This window comes from Aeromonas sp. SE22 (assembly GCF_038739755.1).
Lineage (GTDB): Bacteria > Pseudomonadota > Gammaproteobacteria > Enterobacterales > Aeromonadaceae > Aeromonas > Aeromonas jandaei.
On record NZ_JBCGFD010000004.1, the window covers coordinates 194,298 to 211,594 of the forward strand.

The 17,297-nt window shown below is 62.7% G+C and carries 14 protein-coding genes; 3 read left to right on the plus strand and 11 right to left on the minus strand.

Annotated features, from left to right (window positions below):
- Positions 1-116: 116 nt before the first annotated feature.
- A complete protein-coding gene (gene phnR, locus AAHA39_RS10375) occupies positions 117-824 on the minus strand; it encodes a phosphonate utilization transcriptional regulator PhnR (protein WP_201910178.1) in 708 nt (235 codons plus the stop codon).
- A 253-nt stretch (positions 825-1,077) separates the two neighbouring features.
- On the opposite strand from phnR, the gene phnW reads away from it, so the two are divergent.
- The 3 genes from phnW to phnX are packed head-to-tail and all read left to right on the plus strand — an operon-like array spanning position 1,078 to position 4,488.
- Positions 1,078-2,217, plus strand: coding sequence for a 2-aminoethylphosphonate--pyruvate transaminase (phnW, locus tag AAHA39_RS10380; protein ID WP_320656536.1), 1,140 nt, complete (start codon positions 1,078-1,080; stop codon positions 2,215-2,217).
- On the plus strand, positions 2,217-3,656 hold the full coding sequence (locus tag AAHA39_RS10385) for an aspartate aminotransferase family protein (RefSeq protein WP_320656537.1): 1,440 nt from the start codon (positions 2,217-2,219) through the stop codon (positions 3,654-3,656). The genes phnW and AAHA39_RS10385 overlap by 1 nt, the downstream gene beginning before the upstream one ends.
- Positions 3,649-4,488, plus strand: coding sequence for a phosphonoacetaldehyde hydrolase (gene phnX, locus AAHA39_RS10390; RefSeq protein ID WP_320656538.1), 840 nt, complete (start codon positions 3,649-3,651; stop codon positions 4,486-4,488). The genes AAHA39_RS10385 and phnX overlap by 8 nt, the downstream gene beginning before the upstream one ends.
- Before the next feature lie 140 nt (positions 4,489-4,628).
- On the opposite strand, the gene nrfF is transcribed toward phnX, so the two are convergent.
- The 10 genes from nrfF to glpA form a co-directional block, all read right to left on the minus strand.
- Positions 4,629-5,819 carry a heme lyase NrfEFG subunit NrfF gene (nrfF, locus tag AAHA39_RS10395; protein WP_320656539.1) on the minus strand — a complete coding sequence of 397 codons (1,191 nt, stop codon included), beginning with the start codon at positions 5,817-5,819 and terminating at the stop codon, positions 4,629-4,631.
- Positions 5,816-6,391 carry a DsbE family thiol:disulfide interchange protein gene (locus tag AAHA39_RS10400; protein ID WP_320656540.1) on the minus strand — a complete coding sequence of 192 codons (576 nt, stop codon included), beginning with the start codon at positions 6,389-6,391 and terminating at the stop codon, positions 5,816-5,818. Before AAHA39_RS10400 ends, nrfF begins: the two co-directional genes overlap by 4 nt.
- Positions 6,388-8,355 carry a heme lyase NrfEFG subunit NrfE gene (gene nrfE / locus AAHA39_RS10405; RefSeq protein WP_320656542.1) on the minus strand — a complete coding sequence of 656 codons (1,968 nt, stop codon included), beginning with the start codon at positions 8,353-8,355 and terminating at the stop codon, positions 6,388-6,390. Before nrfE ends, AAHA39_RS10400 begins: the two co-directional genes overlap by 4 nt.
- 173 nt (positions 8,356-8,528) lie before the next feature.
- The gene (gene nrfD / locus AAHA39_RS10410; protein ID WP_320656543.1) at positions 8,529-9,482 is read right to left on the minus strand and encodes a cytochrome c nitrite reductase subunit NrfD; all 954 of its coding nucleotides are present in this window, start codon (positions 9,480-9,482) and stop codon (positions 8,529-8,531) included.
- Positions 9,483-9,569: 87 nt separating this feature from the next.
- A complete protein-coding gene (gene nrfC / locus AAHA39_RS10415; protein WP_320656544.1) occupies positions 9,570-10,262 on the minus strand; it encodes a cytochrome c nitrite reductase Fe-S protein in 693 nt (230 codons plus the stop codon).
- Complete coding sequence (gene nrfB / locus AAHA39_RS10420; protein WP_320656545.1) at positions 10,259-10,873, minus strand: cytochrome c nitrite reductase pentaheme subunit; 615 nt, start codon at positions 10,871-10,873, stop codon at positions 10,259-10,261. Before nrfB ends, nrfC begins: the two co-directional genes overlap by 4 nt.
- A 51-nt stretch (positions 10,874-10,924) precedes the next feature.
- The gene (gene nrfA / locus AAHA39_RS10425; protein WP_320656546.1) at positions 10,925-12,370 is read right to left on the minus strand and encodes an ammonia-forming nitrite reductase cytochrome c552 subunit; all 1,446 of its coding nucleotides are present in this window, start codon (positions 12,368-12,370) and stop codon (positions 10,925-10,927) included.
- Between the two features lie 650 nt (positions 12,371-13,020).
- Positions 13,021-14,223, minus strand: a complete 1,203-nt coding sequence (gene glpC, locus AAHA39_RS10430) for an anaerobic glycerol-3-phosphate dehydrogenase subunit GlpC (protein WP_267511135.1) — start codon at positions 14,221-14,223, stop codon at positions 13,021-13,023.
- Positions 14,224-14,274: 51 nt separating this feature from the next.
- On the minus strand, positions 14,275-15,540 hold the full coding sequence (gene glpB / locus AAHA39_RS10435; RefSeq protein ID WP_071915069.1) for a glycerol-3-phosphate dehydrogenase subunit GlpB: 1,266 nt from the start codon (positions 15,538-15,540) through the stop codon (positions 14,275-14,277).
- Entirely contained in the window at positions 15,530-17,215 is a 1,686-nt protein-coding gene (gene glpA / locus AAHA39_RS10440; protein WP_320656547.1) for an anaerobic glycerol-3-phosphate dehydrogenase subunit A, read from the minus strand. Before glpA ends, glpB begins: the two co-directional genes overlap by 11 nt.
- Between the last annotated feature and the right edge of the window lie 82 nt (positions 17,216-17,297).

A 17,297-nucleotide genomic window follows, 5' to 3' on the forward strand; every position in this document is an offset into this window, starting at 1 on the left:
TTCTCCATATAAATCGGCTTGGTATAAACCAGATTGGTCGAGAGAGAGGCTAGGGGAACTTTATGACGTGACCGTGACAGCCCCGTGACGTTTTGCCATTCCTGATTTGTTCGTGACTAATCCTGGGTATCCACCTCGATCTCCAGACTGTCGTGGCGCCAGTACTCCAGATCGAAGTCGAGCACCCGGCCGTGCTGATCGAAGTTGAGTCGCTCAAGGCGCAGGGCGGGCAGACCTGCGGTGGCCCCCAGCGCTTTGGCCACCTCGTCCGGCAGGGCGGTGGGGAAGAAACGTACCTGCATGCGGGCGTAGTGGAGATCGTAATGGGCCTGATAGATCTCGGTCAGGCTGCCGTTGAGATCCAGCTCCAGCAGGTCGGGTACCCGCTCGGGCAGGCAGTGGTTCTCGCAGTAGCAGATGGCGCGCCCGTTGGCGTAGCGCAGCCGTTTTAGCAGAAACAGGCTGTCGAACGGCTTGAGCTGCAACTGCGCCATCAACGCGGGCGGTACCGCCTGACGGCTTTTCTCCAGCAGTTCGGTGCGCGGCTCACCCCCTTGCTCCCGCACTATCTGGTGAAAGTTGGAGGTACGTCTGGGGTTCAAGCGAAAGCGCGGCGGGGTGACGAACCAGCCGCGGCGATCCTCCCGATAGATAAGGCCATTGGCCTCCAGCTGAACCAGTGCCTCGCGAATGGTGACCCTTGTGGTGCCATAGAGTTCCCCCAGCAGCCGCTCGGAGGGGAGCTTGTCGTTGGGGGCCAGCCCCCCCGCCAGGATCTGGTTGGCGAGGGCATCCTTGATCTGCAGATATTGCGGTTTGCTCATGAAAATCCCTGGTTATGCAATGAGTTGGGCAATGGGCTGGGCACAGGGCAGGTCATCTGCCCGGTCGTTAAACGGCGACATCAACATGCGTTGGTAGATACCAGCATCGCCCCTGCTGTTCAGGCTTCCTAGATTATCGCGATCCCGGCGCTGAAAATGAATTTTTTGTTGCACGTAGCGCCACCCCTTTGACCTTGGCGGGGCAGTTACCCACAATACGCTCATTCTGGTATATACCAAGTGGAGCGAAGTCATGACCCATATTCCTGCGGCCCCCGCCGCCGTCGATTACCTGCTGCTGACCCCGGGCCCCCTCTCGACCACCGCGACTGTGCGTGCCGCCATGCTGCAAGACAGCTGCACCTGGGATGCGGACTATAACCTCGGCGTGGTAGAGCCCATCCGCCGCGAGCTGGTGCGGCTGGCCACCGGCCCGGAATATCAAAGTGACTACAGCGCCGTGCTGCTGCAAGGGAGTGGCAGCTATGTGGTGGAGAGCGTGCTGGGCTCGACGATAGGTAGCGATGAGTGTCTGCTGATCATCAACAACGGTGCCTACGGTGCCCGCATGGGGGAGATGGCCCGCTGTCTTGGCCTGCGTCACCATGAGCTGGACTGCGGCGAGACCACCCGCCCGGAGCCCGCCGCTATCGAGGCGATGCTGGCGCGTCACCCCGAGATCACCCATCTGGCCATGGTGCACTGCGAGACCACCACCGGCATGCTCAACCCCCTTGAGGAGGTGGCTGCGCTCTGCCAGCGCCGCGGCATTCGCCTGATCGTCGATGCCATGAGCAGCTTTGGCGGTATCACCATCGACATGGGGCGCCTTGGCATCGAGTTTCTTATCAGCTCTGCCAACAAGTGCATTCAGGGGGTGCCGGGTTTTGGTTTCGTCATCGCTCGCCGCGCCGCGCTGACGGCCTGCGCCGGTCGTGCCCGCTCGGTCTCCCTCGACCTGCACGCCCAGTGGCAGACCATGGAGCTGCAGGGGGGCAAGTGGCGCTTTACCTCGCCCACCCATACCGTGCTTGCCTTTGCCCAGGCCCTGCGCGAGCTGGAAGAGGAGGGGGGCATTGCCGCCCGCCATCAGCGCTACAGCGAGAACCAGCGCACCCTGGTGGATGGCATGGCCGCCCTGGGCTTTGCGCCGCTGCTGCCCGAGCAGTGGCAGTCTCCCATCATCACCGCCTTCTACTCTCCGACCCACCCTGACTACCGCTTCGCCGACTTCTACCAGCGGCTCAAGGCGCAGGGCTTTGTCATCTATCCGGGCAAGGTCTCGCAGGCTGATTGCTTCCGTATCGGCAATATCGGCGATGTGACCCCTGAGCGGGTGCGCGAACTGCTCGCCGCCATGGCCAGCGCCTGCTACTGGCAGGGGGCTGCGTGATGACCAGCATGCCGGTTCAGGGTTGCGATCTGCGTGGCCGCGATTTGCATGACCATAAGCTGCACGGCAGCGGCCGCGCCGACAGCGAAGGGGATATCAACCTTGGCGAGGGGCGGGCGCGCTGGTGGGCAGGTCAGAGCGAGGCGGTGCAGGCGGGATTGGCGGAGGATAGCCGCTACTTTCTCCATCAGGCCCTCTCCACCCCCTGTCTCGATCTGCTTGAGCGCGCGCAGGGGAGCTGGTTGACCAGCGTATCGGGCAAGCGTTACCTCGATTTTCACGGCAACAGCGCCCATCAGCTGGGCCACGGCCACCCCAGAGTGGTGGCCGCGGTGCAGCAGCAACTCGCCGATCTGCCGTTTGCGCCCCGGCGCTACACCCATCAGGTTGCCATCGACTGCGCCCGCACCCTGGCCGAGCTGGCCCCCGGCGATCTTAACCGGGTGCTGTTCGCCCCCGGTGGCAGCGAGGTGGTGGGGATTGCCCTGAAGCTTGCCCGCTTCATTACCGGCAACAGCAAGGTGGTGTCCCTCTGGGATGCCTTTCACGGCGCCTCCCTCGATGCCATCTCGGTCGGTGGCGAGGCCTGTTTTCGCGCCGGTATGGGCACGCTGATGGCCGGAGTGGAGCGCATTCCGCCGCCCACCCGCTATCGCGGTGTCTGGTATCGCGGGGAGGGGGATGACCTGCACTATGCCAATTATCTGGAGTACGTCATCGAGAAGGAGGGAGGGATCGGCGCCTTTATCGCCGAGCCCATCCGCAACACCGACGTACAGGTGCCCTCGAAGGCCTACTGGCAGCGGGTGCGGGAGATCTGCGATCGCCACAAGGTGCTGCTGATCGTCGACGAGATCCCCAATGCCCTTGGCCGCACCGGCCACTGGTTCAGCTTCGAGGAGTTCGGCATCGAACCCGACATCATCTGTCTGGGTAAGGGGTTGGGGGGCGGGGTGGTGCCGTTTGCGGCGCTCATCACCCGCGACCGTTTCAATCAGGCCGCAGCTATTTCGCTCGGTCACTACACCCACGAGAAGAGCCCCATCGGCTGCGCGGCGGCCCTCGCCACTATAGAGACAATCCGCGAAGCTGGATTGTTGGCAAAAGCGCAGGAGGATGGCCGTTTTATGGCGACAGAGCTCGCGGCGCTTGCCGAGCGTCACCCGCTGATCGGGCAGGTGCGCGGCATAGGTATGCTCTGGGCGCTCGATCTGGTGGTCGATCATCAGAGTCGCACCCGCAATAGCCAGGCCGCCGAGCGGCTGCTCTATCGCTGTCTGGAACTGGGGCTCAGCTTCAAGGTCTCCCAGGGCAATGTTATCCAGCTCTCGCCCCCACTCAATATCGCCCGCGCCGATCTGGTGCGCGCCATCGCCATTCTCGATCTCGCCCTCGGCGAGATCGCACTTTCACCGAAACAGGAACACCACCATGACTGACTTGCAGATTGCTGTAGACCCGACCACCGACGTAGAGGCGTTGATCCTCGACTGGGCCGGCACCGTCGTCGATTTCGGCTCCTTCGCCCCCACCTCCATCTTCGTCGAGGCCTTCGCCCGCGCCTATGACTTCCCCGTTACTCTGGATGAGGCGCGCCAGCCCATGGGCCTTGGCAAGTGGGATCATATCGCCGCGCTGGGCCGTTTGCCCTCGGTGGATGCGCGCTGGCAGGCCCGCTTTGGCCACCCCATGAGCCATGCTGAGGTGGACCACATTTATCACACCTTTATGCCGCTGCAGATTGCCGCGGTGACCCGCTTTGCAGACTCGATCCCCGGTGTGCTGCCGGTGCTGGACGCGCTGCGGGGTCAGGGGCTGCGTATCGGCTCCTGCTCCGGTTACCCCCGTCCGGTGATGGAGGCACTGGTACCTGCTGCGGCCGATCACGGCTATCGCCCGGATCACTGGGTCGCCACCGACGATCTTAAGGCAGGCGGTCGCCCCGGCCCCTGGATGGCGCTGGCCAACGTGATTGAGCTCGGAGTAAGCGCGGTGCATCGCTGCATCAAGGTGGATGACGCCGTGCCGGGTATCAGCGAAGGGCTTAACGCGGGTATGTGGACGGTGGGATTGTCGGTTTCCGGTAACGAATTTGGCGCCACCTGGGACGAGTTTGTCGCCATGAGCGAGGCAGAGATCGCCGCCCGGCGCGCACCGGCCGAGGCCAAACTGCGGGCGGCGGGGGCGCACTATGTGATCGACACTCTGGCGGATATCGCCTCGGTTATCGCCGATATCAACCGCCGTCTGGCCGCTGGCGAGCGACCTTAAGCGCACGTCGAGAGAAACCTGCCAAGGTGAACCAATAACAAAACACCCCCGCATGGGGGGGGTTGCATTGATTGGCATTGTGCAGGGCTTGGCAGGAAGAAGGCGCTAACTTCCTGAAAAGAAGCAATGGATCTGTCGGGCTAGCCACCCATCATCCGCGCAGTCTGAATTGCCTCGATCAGCGCAGCCCGGTTGATGCGGGGTCGCTCCTCATCGAGCAACTGTTGCCACAGCGCAATAGCCTGCCTGTAGCGACCATGCAGGAAGTGATCGGAGGCAAGCAGCATCAGGGCGCTCACCTCGCTCTTGTCCTGCTTGAGGGCGCTCTCCAGCAGGCGGGTTGCCTCGGGAGTCAGCTGCTGGCCCGCCTGATAGTAGAGCACAGTGGCTTGGGCGGCCTGAGTCGCAGCGCTGGCGCCCCCTTCCAGCAGGGCGAGACGCTGGTAGGCGAGCAGGGCGTTATCGTACTCGTCCCGATAGAGATAGAGCTGGCCGAGCGCCGCCCAAGCGTCGAGATCTGCGGGGTTGGTCTGCAAACGTTGATGCAGGGCGCCCAGCTCCTTGTCCTGCAGATCCCGCGGGCTCAATCCCGCCAGTGGATCGGGGCGCGACTGATAGGTCTGCCACGCCTGATAGCGGCCGGTGCCGGCATAGATGCCGGCAACCAGCGCCAGCAGCAGGGCCCCAAGCAGTATCCAGGAGCACAACCAGAGCAGCGGACGGGCAGTGCGATCCCTTACCAGCCGCTCGTGCAGGGCCTGTTCGGCTGGTGGGAGGGCGTTGGCGAGGCGAGCCAGCTCCAGTTCCCGATAGAGGCGGCTAGTGGAGGCAAGTCCCACCTGCTGCTCGGCCATGATGAGGCGGTTCAGCTCGGCTCTGGGGTCGTGGGCGAGCATCCCCTCTGCTCTGTCGCCGACAAGCGGCACCCGCGCCGGTTGCCGGCGATGCAGGCTCCTGCGCAGGTGATTGAGTGCCAACAACAGGATAAAGGCGGGGCCGCCCCATAGCAGCGCTGTGCTGGCCTTGAAGGGGGGATCGTAGCGCACGAAATCGCCGAAGCGCTCCGTCATGCGGGCGATCACCTGCTCATCAGACTGCCCCTCGTCGACCCAGCGGTATACCTCGAGCCGCAGATCCCGCGCGATGGGGGAGTTGGACTCCACCAGGTTCTGGTTCTGGCACTGGGGGCAGCGCAGGGCGCGGGCCAGCTCTTGCGCCCGATTTTGCAGCTCGGGATGGCGAAACTGATAGGTGTCGACCCCGCTGGCAAGGGCCCCGAGGCTCAATGCCAGCAAGAGTGGCGCTATCAGGGCGTGGCTGAGACGGCTCATGGCTTGCTCTCCTGCACTTGTCTCTCCAGTTCGGGCTGGCCGGCGATGTTGCTGCGGGCCTTTGCAAGCTGGGGGGCAAACTGGCGTTGCCAGACTTCCCGCGTGAGCTCACCCGTGTGGCGGGTGAGCAGGGTGCCGTCGGCATCGAACAGATAGGTCTCCGGCGTGCCATAGACGCCGAGCTCCAGTGCAAGTCGGCCATCGGGGTCGGCCAGCACGGCGCGATAGGGGTTGCCCGCCTGAATAAGCCAGGCGCGGGCGGCATCCCCCTTGTCCCGATAGTTGAGGCCATAGAGGGGCACAGCGCTTGCCAGCTCACCCAGCAACGGATGCTCGGCGCGGCAGTTGGGGCACCAGCTGGCCCAGACGTTGAGCATGAAGGGCTCCCCCTTGAGCGCCGCGGTGTGGATGGGGGCGCCACCAAACAGATCGTCACTCTGCCAGGCAGGCAGGGTACGGCCAAGCGTCGCCTCATCCTGGCTGTAGGGATTGTTGCCAAGGCCGAGCCAGAGCAGGATGCAGAGGCTCAGGGTCAGCAGCTGTGGAACAAAGAGGCGCAGGCGGGATCTCATAACGCCTCCTGTTCGAGCCGGGGATGGGAGGCGCTAACCGCAACGGAACGGGAAGCAAGCAAGGGGCGACGGGCGAGCAGACGCAGGGTGCCGCCTGCCATCATCAACAGGCCGCCGAGCCAGATCCAACGTACCAGCGGCTTGTAGTGCAGCCGCATGGCATAGGCGCCGGGCCCCATTTTCTCACCCAGCACCACGTAGAGATCGCCGAGCATTCCCCACGCGATGCCCGGTTCGTTCATGTTCATGGTGCGCACGCTGTAGTGGCGCCGCTCCGGCGTCAGCCGTGCCACCTCTTTACCGCTCTTATGCACGCTAAGCGTGATGCGCTCGGCGGTATAGTTGGGGCCGATGATCGGCTCGCTCCCCTCATAGCGAAACTCGAAGGCGCCGAGCCGATAGGGCTGGCCTGCGGCGAGTACGGCGCCCCCCTCCTGACTGTGGTGACTCACCTGCGCGATGCCTAGGGCACACACCGCTACCCCGAGATGGGCCAGCAGGCTACCGAACCGATTGAGGGTGAGCTCGCGCAGCGACGTCGGTTGCAAGAGCGGGAGCAGCAGGCTGGCCATCAGCCAGAGGCTCACCATATTGGCGAGGATGCCGTTCCAGTTACCGGAAAACGATTCCTGTTCCAGATAGGCAAGGCTAATGAGCCCGCCGCCAAGCAGACCAAACAGCGGCGGCAACAGAGCGTTTAGTCTGGAATATGCCGCAAGCTGCTGCCAGCGCAGGCGCGGCAGCTGGGTCATCAGCGCCATCAGGCAGAGGGCCAGCGGCACGAAGATGGTATTGAAATAGGGGGCGCCCACCGAGAGCGAGCCCAGATGAAGTGACTGGAACACCATGGGGTAGAAGGTGCCGAGCAACACGCTGGCGCAGGCCACGCAAAGCAGCAGGATGGCGGCGCCGAGCAGCCCCTCTTTCGACCAGAAACCGAAGCGGGCATAGGGGGCGCGAATGTCCGCCCGCAGGGCAAACAGGGTGAGGGCGCAGGTCAATAACAAGCCGAGCAGCAACAAGAGGGTGAGGCCACGGCTGGGGTCCACCGCAAAGGCGTGCACCGAAGTGAGCTCCCCGGAGCGCACCACGAAGGTACCGAGTAGGCTCAGCGAAAAGGTAAAGATGGAGAGCAGCAGCACGGCGTGACCGTAAGCGCCGCGCTTCTCGCACACCACCAGGGCGTGCAGCAGGGCGGTGCCGAGCAGCCAGGGCAAGAGGGAGGCATTTTCCACCGGATCCCAGAACCACCAGCCGCCCCAGCCGAGCTCGTAGTAGGCCCACCAGGAGCCCAACACGATGCCGGCGGTGAGAAACACCCAGGAGCCGAGCGCCCAGGGGCGACTCCAGTGGGCCACGGCGCCATCGAGCCGACCCGAGTGCAGCGCCGCCATGGCGAAGGCGAAGTTGACCGCAAAGCCGACGTAACCGAGATAGAGCAGGGGCGGGTGGATGATGAGGCCGATATCCTGCAGCATGGGGTTGAGATCGCGCCCCTCTAGCGGCCCCGGGAACTGGCGGTCAAACGGGCTGGAGAAGATCAGGGTATAGAGGCCGAACAGCCCCACGATCAGCCCCATGATGGCCAGTACCCGGGTTGTGATCAGCGGATCGACCCGTTTTGAACAAATCGCCACCAGAGCGCCCCACAGCCCCAACGCAAAGACAAAAAAGAGCATGGAGCCCTCGTGGCCGCCCCACACGGCCGCCAGCTTGAAGCCAAGCGGCAGGGCGCTGTTGGCGTGCTGGGCCACATAGACCAGGGTGAAGTCATCGAGGCCAAAACAGCTGGCGAGCAGCAGCAGGGCGGCCAACAGCAGGATCGCGACCAAGATGGCCAGCGGTGTTGCGCAGCCGAGCAGCGGGCGGGAGGCGAGCCGTAGCCCCAGCCAGGGCAGCAGCCCTTGCAGCAGGGCGAGCCCGGTCGCCAGCAACAGTGAGAGATAGCCGAGCTCTGCCAGCACATAACCTCCGGTTCAATCTTTGATCTCATTCATGTCATGCCACACACGCCGCGTCGTCTCCCTTTGGGGGAACACATTGCCAAGCAACGGGTGTGGCATCACCAGAAATTCATTGGGCCAGCAACAAACCAGCGCCAGTCACCCGAGGGTGGCTGGCGCTGGTGATCATACCTTTAAACTACCGTCATCTGGCCGGCATAGAGCACGAAGTAGCGCAGCAGCAGGATCCCCACCAGGGTCAGGCTGCAGACCAGCACCAGATAGCCGTTTTTGGCCCGCAGCGGCGCGGGGGCCAGCAGGGCCAGCAACTGGGGCAGCAGCATGCCGATGCCCACTACCCCTAGCCAGAACACCTGAGCCCAGAAGCCGCTGCCGATGGCGGCCCACATGGCTGCCTCCTTCTGGCCGCCACCGAAGTAGAGGCCGGTAAAGAAGCAGACCAGCAGCAACACCTCCACCGCCAGCACCGGCCGCTCGAAGCGGTGCACAAAGCTCACCCCCTGGCTGTGATGGTTCTCCTTGAACAGTGTGACCGCCAGCAAGATGGTGGAGGCGATGCCGGAGCTGACGCCGGAGATGAGGAACAGCACCGGCAGCACCGGGTTGTTCAACAGCGGATAGGTCTTGAGTGCCGAGAGCAGAAAGCCGGTGTAGGCCCCCAAGAGCACGGCGAGCAGCAGCAAGAGCGGCGCCAGCAGTCGCTCGATGCGGGCGAGCCAGCCAATCAGCCCATCCACAAAGGCGAACTTCTCTTGCAGCAGGTGACGGCGCAAGGTCTCGATCTCGGAGCGAAACACCACCGCCAGCCAGGCGAACAGCACCGCCATGTAGACCTGAAACAGCATGACCCCCATCGACATCACGGAGTCGAACTGGTAGTGGAACATCAGCTTCCAGAAGGTCCAGGGGCGGGCCAGGTGGAAGATGAGGATCAGTAACCCCAGCACCACGCTCACCGGCGCCAGAATGGCGGTCGCCTTGATGATGCCGCTCTCGCTGCCTGCCCCCTTGCGGCGCAACAGCACCGAGAGAGTGGTGGCGCCGGCGGAGATGCCGAGCAGAAAGAGATAGATGGCGATGGGCCAGTCCCAGACAAGTGAAGGGAAGTGAAATGCGTCATGCAACATGATCCATTCCTCCCTCTGTCACAGCAGTAGATGGCGATCGGGCAAATCCCCAGACAAGAGAGGGGAAGTGAAATGCCGCTTGCATGGTCATGACTTTATCTCCCCTTTGGGCACGCGGTACATCTTGGGCGAGGTGCCGAGTGCCTGCTTGTAGCGATAGGTGGTCTCCTTCACCAGCCGTTTGGCGATGGGGCTGTCCGGGTCATCCAGATTGCCGAACACCAGCGCCTTGGTGGGACAGGATTCCACGCAGGCCGGTTCCTTGCCCGCCGCCAGGTTGGTCTTGCGGCAAAAGTCGCACTTGTCGGCCACCTTGGTCACAGGGTTGATAAAGCGCACCTGATAGGGGCAGGCGGCCAGACAGTACATGCAGCCGACGCAGAGATCCGGGTTGACGTCGACGATGCCATCCTCCTTGCGGATATGGGAGGCACCGGTCGGGCAGACGTGCACACAGGGGGCGTTGTCGCAGTGCTGGCAGGACTTGCGAAAGAAGTGGTACTCGGCATCAGGGAAGGCGCCGATGGGGCCGGAGCGGATGATCTCGAGGCGTGAGACCCCCTCTGGCACCTGATTCACCTCCCGGCAGGCATCCATGCAGGCGGTACAGCCGATGCAGGCCGTCTCATCGTGGATCATGCCATAGCGGATCCCGTCGATGATCTGGCTGTGAGCGAGGGTGGTGGCAAGGGAGCGGGTGTTGGCACGAGCAGCCCCCGTCATCATGATGAGGGCCCCCGCACTCATCCCCGCCATGAAGTGACGGCGAGAGCAGCTCATGATGCCTCCTTGCCGGTAGCCGGTTTGGACTGCTCCTGCCGGGCCTTGCTGGCCTCATGCTGCTTGCTGTGGCAGTCAACGCAGAGTTTGATACGGGACTTTTCCGGGATCTCCACCATCGGCTCTTTGGCCGGGTGCAGCTGGTGGCAGCTGGTGCAGGTGAGCTTGGTGGCGTGCACGTCGTGGGCCCAGAGCGCCTCGCGAAGCTCTTTGGGCTCGTGGCAGCTCATGCAGACTCCATTCTGCTCGCTGATGGGATAAAGCTTGATGCTCTCTTTATCCTTCAGGCTGTGGCTGAAGCGCATCACATCCTTGACCCCTTCCCGGTGCTGGGGAGAGGGCTGACCATGACAGTTGGTGCAGGTGACCGGCGCCAGATTGTTGGGGTTGGTCGCCTGGCCATGCTTGCCATGCATCCCCTCACTCTGCTCCTTGTGGCAGTCGGTGCAGGCCTTGTCGGGATTGCGTAAAAACTCCACCTCCTGTGTGGCTGGGACAGCAGTGGTCGGAACAGGGGCGGCAGCTGGCTCGGCCGCCTGGCCCTGCAGGCTGGTGAGCAGCATGGCTGCCATCAGCATCAGTCGTAAGAAATCCATCGTTAAATCACCCATAGGAAGCCTCCATCCAATGCGGGCCCGAGCTGGCCGGGCCCGCAGGCGCCGTTACTGTGCCAGCCGTCCGGCCGCTTTGGCCTCGGCGTCCCAGGCGGGGACTGTGGTCTTGAGGAACTGTGCCTTGTCGCTGTTGAACTGCTTCATATCCATGCCAAGGGCGGCTTGCGCTTTCTCCTTGGTGGAGATATCGGGAATGGCGATCTCGTGGGTTATTCCCTTGGCAGCCAGCAGACGAGCCAGCTTGGTGCGGGCATCAGCGGCCTTGTCCAGTGCAGTGCCGAGCACCTTGAGCGCCACTTCCGGGGCGTGCATCTGCACCCCGTGGGAGGCGATGGCGTAGTCCCAGCGCCACTGGGCGTGACGGATGTCTTGCAGGATATTCTTCATCTCGGCCTCGGTGGCACCGGCATCCCAGGCCGCCTTGGCTTCAAAGTGGGTGTGAACCAGCTGTTTCTCAACTTTCAGCTTGAGCTCGTGTACCGCCTCCTTGCGCTGCTTGACGATCCCCTGCAGCATCTCCTTGCTCTGGGTATGACAGTTGCGGCAGGTCTGCTCGAAGCGATCGAAAGGGTTGCCCACCTTGTGATCGGTGTAGACCTTGCCCTGCTCGTTCTGCACCTTGGGCATGTGGCAGTCGACGCAGGCGACGTTGTTCTGGCCGTGAATGCCGGCGCGCCAGGTCTCGTACTCGGGGTGCTGGGCTTTCAGCATCGGTGTTTTGGAGAGGGCGTGCGTCCAGTCGGCGAAGCCCAGCTCGTCATAGTAGGCTTCCATTTGCTCGACGCTGGTGCCCTTGTCCCAGGGGAATTTCACTGCCTTGGTAGGGCCACTGAAGTAGTACTCCACGTGGCACTGGCCGCACACCTGAGACTGCTGATCGAAGCGCCCCTGCTCCTTGAACGGCTTGCCGATGGCACTCATGGCCCGGTCGGCATAGGGACGGGAGAGGTGCAGGGCGGGCTTGCCCTCCTTGAACTCCTGCGAGGCGGTATCGTGGCAGTCGGCGCAGCCGATGGTGTTGACGATCTCGGGGCCGCCCTTGGCCCACATGCCCTTGAAGTAGCCATCCTCACCCTTTTCATCGATAACGCGGGCCACATCCGGGCCTTTGCAGCTCCAGCAGGCCATGGGCAGCGGGCCATCTTCGGCGGTCTTGGGGGCGCCGGTGCGCAGGGTTTCCCGCACGTCGGTCAGCGCATAGAAGTGGCCGCGCGGCTTGTTGTAATCCTTGGAGAAGGGGTAGCCGGCCCAGAGCACCACCATCTGGGGATCTTCCGCCAGGGCGTCGGTGCGCTCGCGGCTCTCGCTGGTACCTTTCCAGCTGGTGAACTGATCGGCGTGATCCTTGGCGAACAGCTCGCTGCGCGCCTCGATCTTGCCCTTGGATTGTGCCTCGTCGGCCGCCTGTGCCCAGCCGCTGGTGCCAAGGCAGGTGGTAAGCAGCAGGGCGGCAAGCCCCAGTCTGCTCTGTCTGTTGTGTGAACTCACCATCATCACTCCCAATCATTGTCCTTGTCTGGCCTGACCGGCTCCCTTTTGTGATGCGGAGATCGACACCCCGAGCGGGGTGGCAGGCCTGTTGTTATTACCGGTGAATAAACCGGATTTATGCATTTTCAGAGAACGACGTTATCAAACTGGTAAACAAAATGATGAATTATCGGGAGGGGAGTTGCGCCAGATCAATTGGCAGCACGAGCAAAACACAGAAATGAGATCTGGGTAGAATTTTACGAAAAGTCAGGCTGTTGTGACGGTCTTGCCAAGAAAAATCAGCGGATTTTACGAAGCAGGGCAAAGAGGGTTGTGGAGGTCAGTTCACTCCTCGGCGCTATGGCCATCTCTTCTTCGTCGCTCGGCAAGAGGAATGGCTATGCGAAATCTAAAATTTTTATTCACATAATTATCGATAGGCGCTGCTGTTTGGCTGCTCCTTTATTGTATTTTTACAGTGGGGGTGGGGCTGTGCTGTGTCGGAGTCGGTCAGCACCTCCTTCCACGACATCCTGCAGAGCATGCTGGATAACCACAGTTTGATCATCCAGCATCTCTGATAGCAGGCGTGAAACGTAAAAGTAAAAGGAAGAGCCGGCAATTGCCGGCTCTTTGTTTATCTCTGCGTGGATTGTCTTTTTATCAGCCGATCAGGCCAGTGCCTGGGCCAGCAGGTGGATGGGATGCTCACAGCGGAAGCTGGTGCTCATCTCGATCTGCCATTTGCAGGTTTCGCAATCGGTGATCACCAGATCGGGGGAGAGGCGGTTGATTTGATCAAACAGCCCCTCGCCGATGGTCTGGCTGGTCTGATAGTTCTCCGACTTGAAGCCGTAGGTGCCGGCGATACCACAACACTGGGACTCCAGCACCGTCACCTTGACCCCAGGAATGGCGCGCAGCAATTCGAGGGTGTAGATGACACCCCCCATTTTTTCCATATGGCAGGGGGTGTGGTAGGCGATGTGCAGGTTGAGCGGCTTCATCGCCGGTTTGTTGCCCTTGTAGAACTCGTTCCACAGGAAGCGGGTCACCAGCGAGATGCGATCCCGCACCTTGTGGTTGTCCTGCTCCAGCAGGTGGGGATATTCATCGCGCAGGGTAAAGCCGCAGGTGGAGGAGGTGGCCAGCAGCGGCATCTCGTTGCCGAGCAGGGAGTTCTCCATCTGCTTGATATTGAAGGCCGCCTGCTGCTTGGCCTTGTCCATGAAGCCGTTGGCAATCAGTGGCACGCCGCAGCACTTCTCCCGCTCCAGCAGTTGGACACCGATGTTCATGGCGTTGAGCACCTGCACCAGCTCCTTGCCGAGTTGCGGGTGGTTGTAGTTGACGTAGCAGCCGTGGAAATAGGCAATTTGGCGCTCATAACGGGCCTGAGTCTCTTTCTGCTTCTTGTACCAGCCGCGGAAGGTGCCCTGGGAGTATTTGGGCAGGTCGCGGTGGGAGGAGACTCCCAGCGCCTTGTCCAGCACCAGCTTCATCGGCTTGAGGCCGGTGGTGAAGTTGACCACCGGCGCCATCAGGGTAGACATGCTGCCCATCAGATCGGTGTGGGAGAGCACGAACTCGCGGATCCCCGGTTTGAAGCCGCTGTACTGGTGCTTGGCCTTGGCGATGATGTCGCCGATGCGTACCCCGCTCGGGCAGGCGACTTCGCAGCGTTTGCAGTTGGTGCAGTGCTTGAGGGCGCTGTCAAAGAGCTCCGGGCTCTTGATCCGTAGCCGCTCCCCATCCGGGCCCGCCTGTTTTGGGCCGGGGTAGGCGGGGTTGGCCTTGGCCACCGGACAGTAGGCGGTACAGACGGTGCATTTGATGCACTGATCGAAAGTTTGATTGGCATGATCCAGTAGCATGTCAGTTCTCCTCCCGTAGGGTGTGAAGGCACGGGATATGGGACAAAATCATCATTGGGCGGCGCCCAGAATATGGCCGGCGGCCTGCCAGCCGGTGGCAACCGCGACACCGGAACCTGATCCCTCTTTGATGGGGTCATAGTGCGCCAGCACGCTGCCGGCGCCGTAGAGGTTGGTGAGCGGCTTGCCGCCGCGCAGCACTCTGAGCTTGTCGTCGGTCTTGACCCCGAAGCCCATAAAGGGGTGGTGATCGAACAGGCGGCGACCGGCCCAGGCGTCGCGCTCCTCCAGACTCAGCACATCGGCATCGAAGATGGGTTCGCGAATGCCGCGCAGACGGGACTCCAGCCCGCGGCTGAAGAAGCTGCCGGAGGCGAGCACGAAGTTGTCCGCTTCAAACAGCTGGTCATCGCCATTCTGGGTGTGTACGCCGACCACCCGATCCCCCTCGTAACGGGCGCCCAGCACCCGCTCGCTGGTGAGGAAGGTGCCGCCAAGGGCCATGAAGCGGCGCTTGAGCGCCTCCTGCATCCGCATCCCGATCAGCGATGGCGGCATGGTCGCCACCTCCTTGATGGTGCAGCCGGTACGTTGCTCCAGCTCCGCCAGACGCGGGCCAACCAGCCCCAGCGACAGGCAGGCGGGCAGCACGATATGGCGGCAGTCGGGCACGCCGCTCTCCTGCACCATTCGACTGATCTCGCTGGCCAGATCGGCCACCAGATGGTGCTTGTCACACAGACGCGCAATATCGGCAGAGCGAAACTCATGGGGATTGCGGCTGAATTCCGCCAGCTGGGGCAGGCGGATTTCTCCAGTCAGAATGCGGCAGTGGGCAAAACGCGGATGGGTCGCCAGATTGGCCGCCGCCAGTGCCGGATGAAAGTCGCGAAAGCCCTCGAGGGTGGCCAGCAGCAGCACGTCCGGGATCGGTGCATCGGTGACGCAGGCGCAAGTATCGGGGGAGAGCCAGGTACGTTTGAGGGTACCAATGGGGGTCAGGCGCTGGTGATTGGTTTCGTGGCGCACCAGCGGCAGCCCCTGCTCGGCGCAGTGGCGCTGCAGGTCGGCCAGACTTGCCTCGATATTCTGCATTCCGACTTTGCTGTAGGGGTGATCCGGATGGGCCGCCATAAAGGCGGGCAGGGCGGCGCGGGGATCCCCTTCGCTCTCCAGCAGGTCGACCGAGCCGGAGGAGAAGTGCAGGGCACTCTGGCCTGAGGCCATCAGCAGGGTCTTCTGGCCCGCTTCTACCAGACGCAGGGCGGCCGAGAGGCCTGCCATGCCGCCGCCGATAACGATATTGTCAAACTTCATGACGGCTCTCCTTCTCAGTGGCGTGAGTGGCATTGTGCTGCCCGGGGGCGCGTGGCGCATCGGTGACCAGCTGCGGTGTGGTCCATTCGCCCAGGCCAAACAGCCCCTCGTAGATCCAGTAGGTAAACTCGGCCTCGCGCAGGGCATCGCCCCACAGCACCGGGCGGGTGCCCTTGTAACGCTCCTCGAGGAACTGGCGCAGCATGACGCAGGCCTGACGGCCGTCCGCCTTGCCGTACTCCTGCATCAGGCCGGCGGCGCGGTAGGCGCAGAGCTCGCCCTGACAGGGGCCCATGCCAAGGCGGGTGCGACGGCGCAGGTCGATGAGGTTGTCCACATCGAGCTCGCGCAGGGCGTATTCGATTTCACCGGCAGTGACCATCTCGCACTCGCAGATGAGGGCGTTGGCTTTCGGATTGTCACGGAAGAAGGCGATGACCCGTTCGCCGTGGCGGTACTGGGCCGACCCTTCGGCAGGCACCGAGAGCCCCGGGGCGGAGACCTTCTCCGGATCCCGCGAGCCGGGCAGATTGAGCTCGGCTGTGCGGCAGGGCTTGTTGTTGCCAAGCTTCTTGGCCAGCAGATCGGTGGCCCACTCGGCCATCAGGCGGTAGGTCATCAACTTGCCGCCGGTGATGGTGTTGAAGCCCTTGAGGCCGTCGCGCTCGGCGTGATCGAGCAGCACTATGCCGCGGCTGATATTGCGGCCGCTCTCGTCGCCATCCACTGCTACCAGCGGGCGAACGCCGGCGTAGGCGCGCAACAGACGGGTGCGCGCCATGATGGGGGCAAGCTTGATCCCCTCGCGCAACAGCACCTCCACCTCTTCGGGCTCGACGGTGAGCTGGTCAATCTTGTTGTAATCGATACGGCTGGAGGTGGTGCCGATGAGGGAGATGGTATCGCCCGGCACCAGAATGTCCGCATCCGCCGGTTTGCGGGCGCGGTTGAGCACCAGCTGATTGATGCGGTAATCCATGATGAGCAGGGATCCCTTGGCCGGGAACATGCGGATGCCGAGATCGGCGTATTCGCAAATTTGCTGGCCCCAGATGCCGGCGGCGTTGATCACCTCCTGACACTCCACCTCGAACGCTTCGCCGGTGCGGGTGTTGATCGCCTTGACCCCGTGTACCCGATCCTGAGTGCGCAAGAGTCCAAGCACCTTGCAGTGGGTAAAGATGCGCGCGCCGTGCTCTTTGGCGTCCAGCACGTTGGCCGCGGCGAGGCGGAACGGATCGACCGTGCCATCCGGCACGTGGATGGCGCCGATCATCGCCGGGTTGGCGTTGGGCTCCATACGCAAGGCTTCGCGGGGATCGAGCTGACGGGTTTCGATCCCGGCGCGGGCACAGGCATCCATGAAGGTGGTTTGGAAATTGATGTCATCTTCCGGCAGGGTGAGGAAGAGGCCGCCAGTGTCCTCGACACAGTGGCTGGCAATCCGCTTGAGGATACGGTTTTCCTGAATGCACTCGCGGGCGGACTCCTGATCCGTTACCGCGTAGCGTGCTCCCGAGTGGAGCAGGCCATGGTTGCGCCCCGTGGTGCCGGCGGCGATATCGTCCCGTTCGAGCAGAATGCAGTCAATGCCACGCAGTGCGCAATCGCGCATGATGCCTGCCCCGGTGGCCCCGCCGCCTATGATGACGACTTGTGTAGTTATTCTTTGCATTGGTGCCGGTCTCGCTACTCACATTGATGAGAAGTTTGACGTTAACCGTGAGTAAAATGTTTGATTCAGACCAAATAAATGA

Coding starts and splice junctions, on each gene's coding strand:
- phnR (WP_201910178.1), bottom strand. CDS start 824: ATGAGCAAACCGCAATATCTGCAGATCAAGGATGCCCTCGCCAACCAG.
- phnW (WP_320656536.1), top strand. CDS start 1,078: ATGACCCATATTCCTGCGGCCCCCGCCGCCGTCGATTACCTGCTGCTG.
- AAHA39_RS10385 (WP_320656537.1), top strand. CDS start 2,217: ATGACCAGCATGCCGGTTCAGGGTTGCGATCTGCGTGGCCGCGATTTG.
- phnX (WP_320656538.1), top strand. CDS start 3,649: ATGACTGACTTGCAGATTGCTGTAGACCCGACCACCGACGTAGAGGCG.
- nrfF (WP_320656539.1), bottom strand. CDS start 5,819: ATGAGCCGTCTCAGCCACGCCCTGATAGCGCCACTCTTGCTGGCATTG.
- AAHA39_RS10400 (WP_320656540.1), bottom strand. CDS start 6,391: ATGAGATCCCGCCTGCGCCTCTTTGTTCCACAGCTGCTGACCCTGAGC.
- nrfD (WP_320656543.1), bottom strand. CDS start 9,482: ATGTTGCATGACGCATTTCACTTCCCTTCACTTGTCTGGGACTGGCCC.
- nrfC (WP_320656544.1), bottom strand. CDS start 10,262: ATGAGCTGCTCTCGCCGTCACTTCATGGCGGGGATGAGTGCGGGGGCC.
- nrfB (WP_320656545.1), bottom strand. CDS start 10,873: ATGGGTGATTTAACGATGGATTTCTTACGACTGATGCTGATGGCAGCC.
- nrfA (WP_320656546.1), bottom strand. CDS start 12,370: ATGATGGTGAGTTCACACAACAGACAGAGCAGACTGGGGCTTGCCGCC.
- glpC (WP_267511135.1), bottom strand. CDS start 14,223: ATGCTACTGGATCATGCCAATCAAACTTTCGATCAGTGCATCAAATGC.
- glpB (WP_071915069.1), bottom strand. CDS start 15,540: ATGAAGTTTGACAATATCGTTATCGGCGGCGGCATGGCAGGCCTCTCG.
- glpA (WP_320656547.1), bottom strand. CDS start 17,215: ATGCAAAGAATAACTACACAAGTCGTCATCATAGGCGGCGGGGCCACC.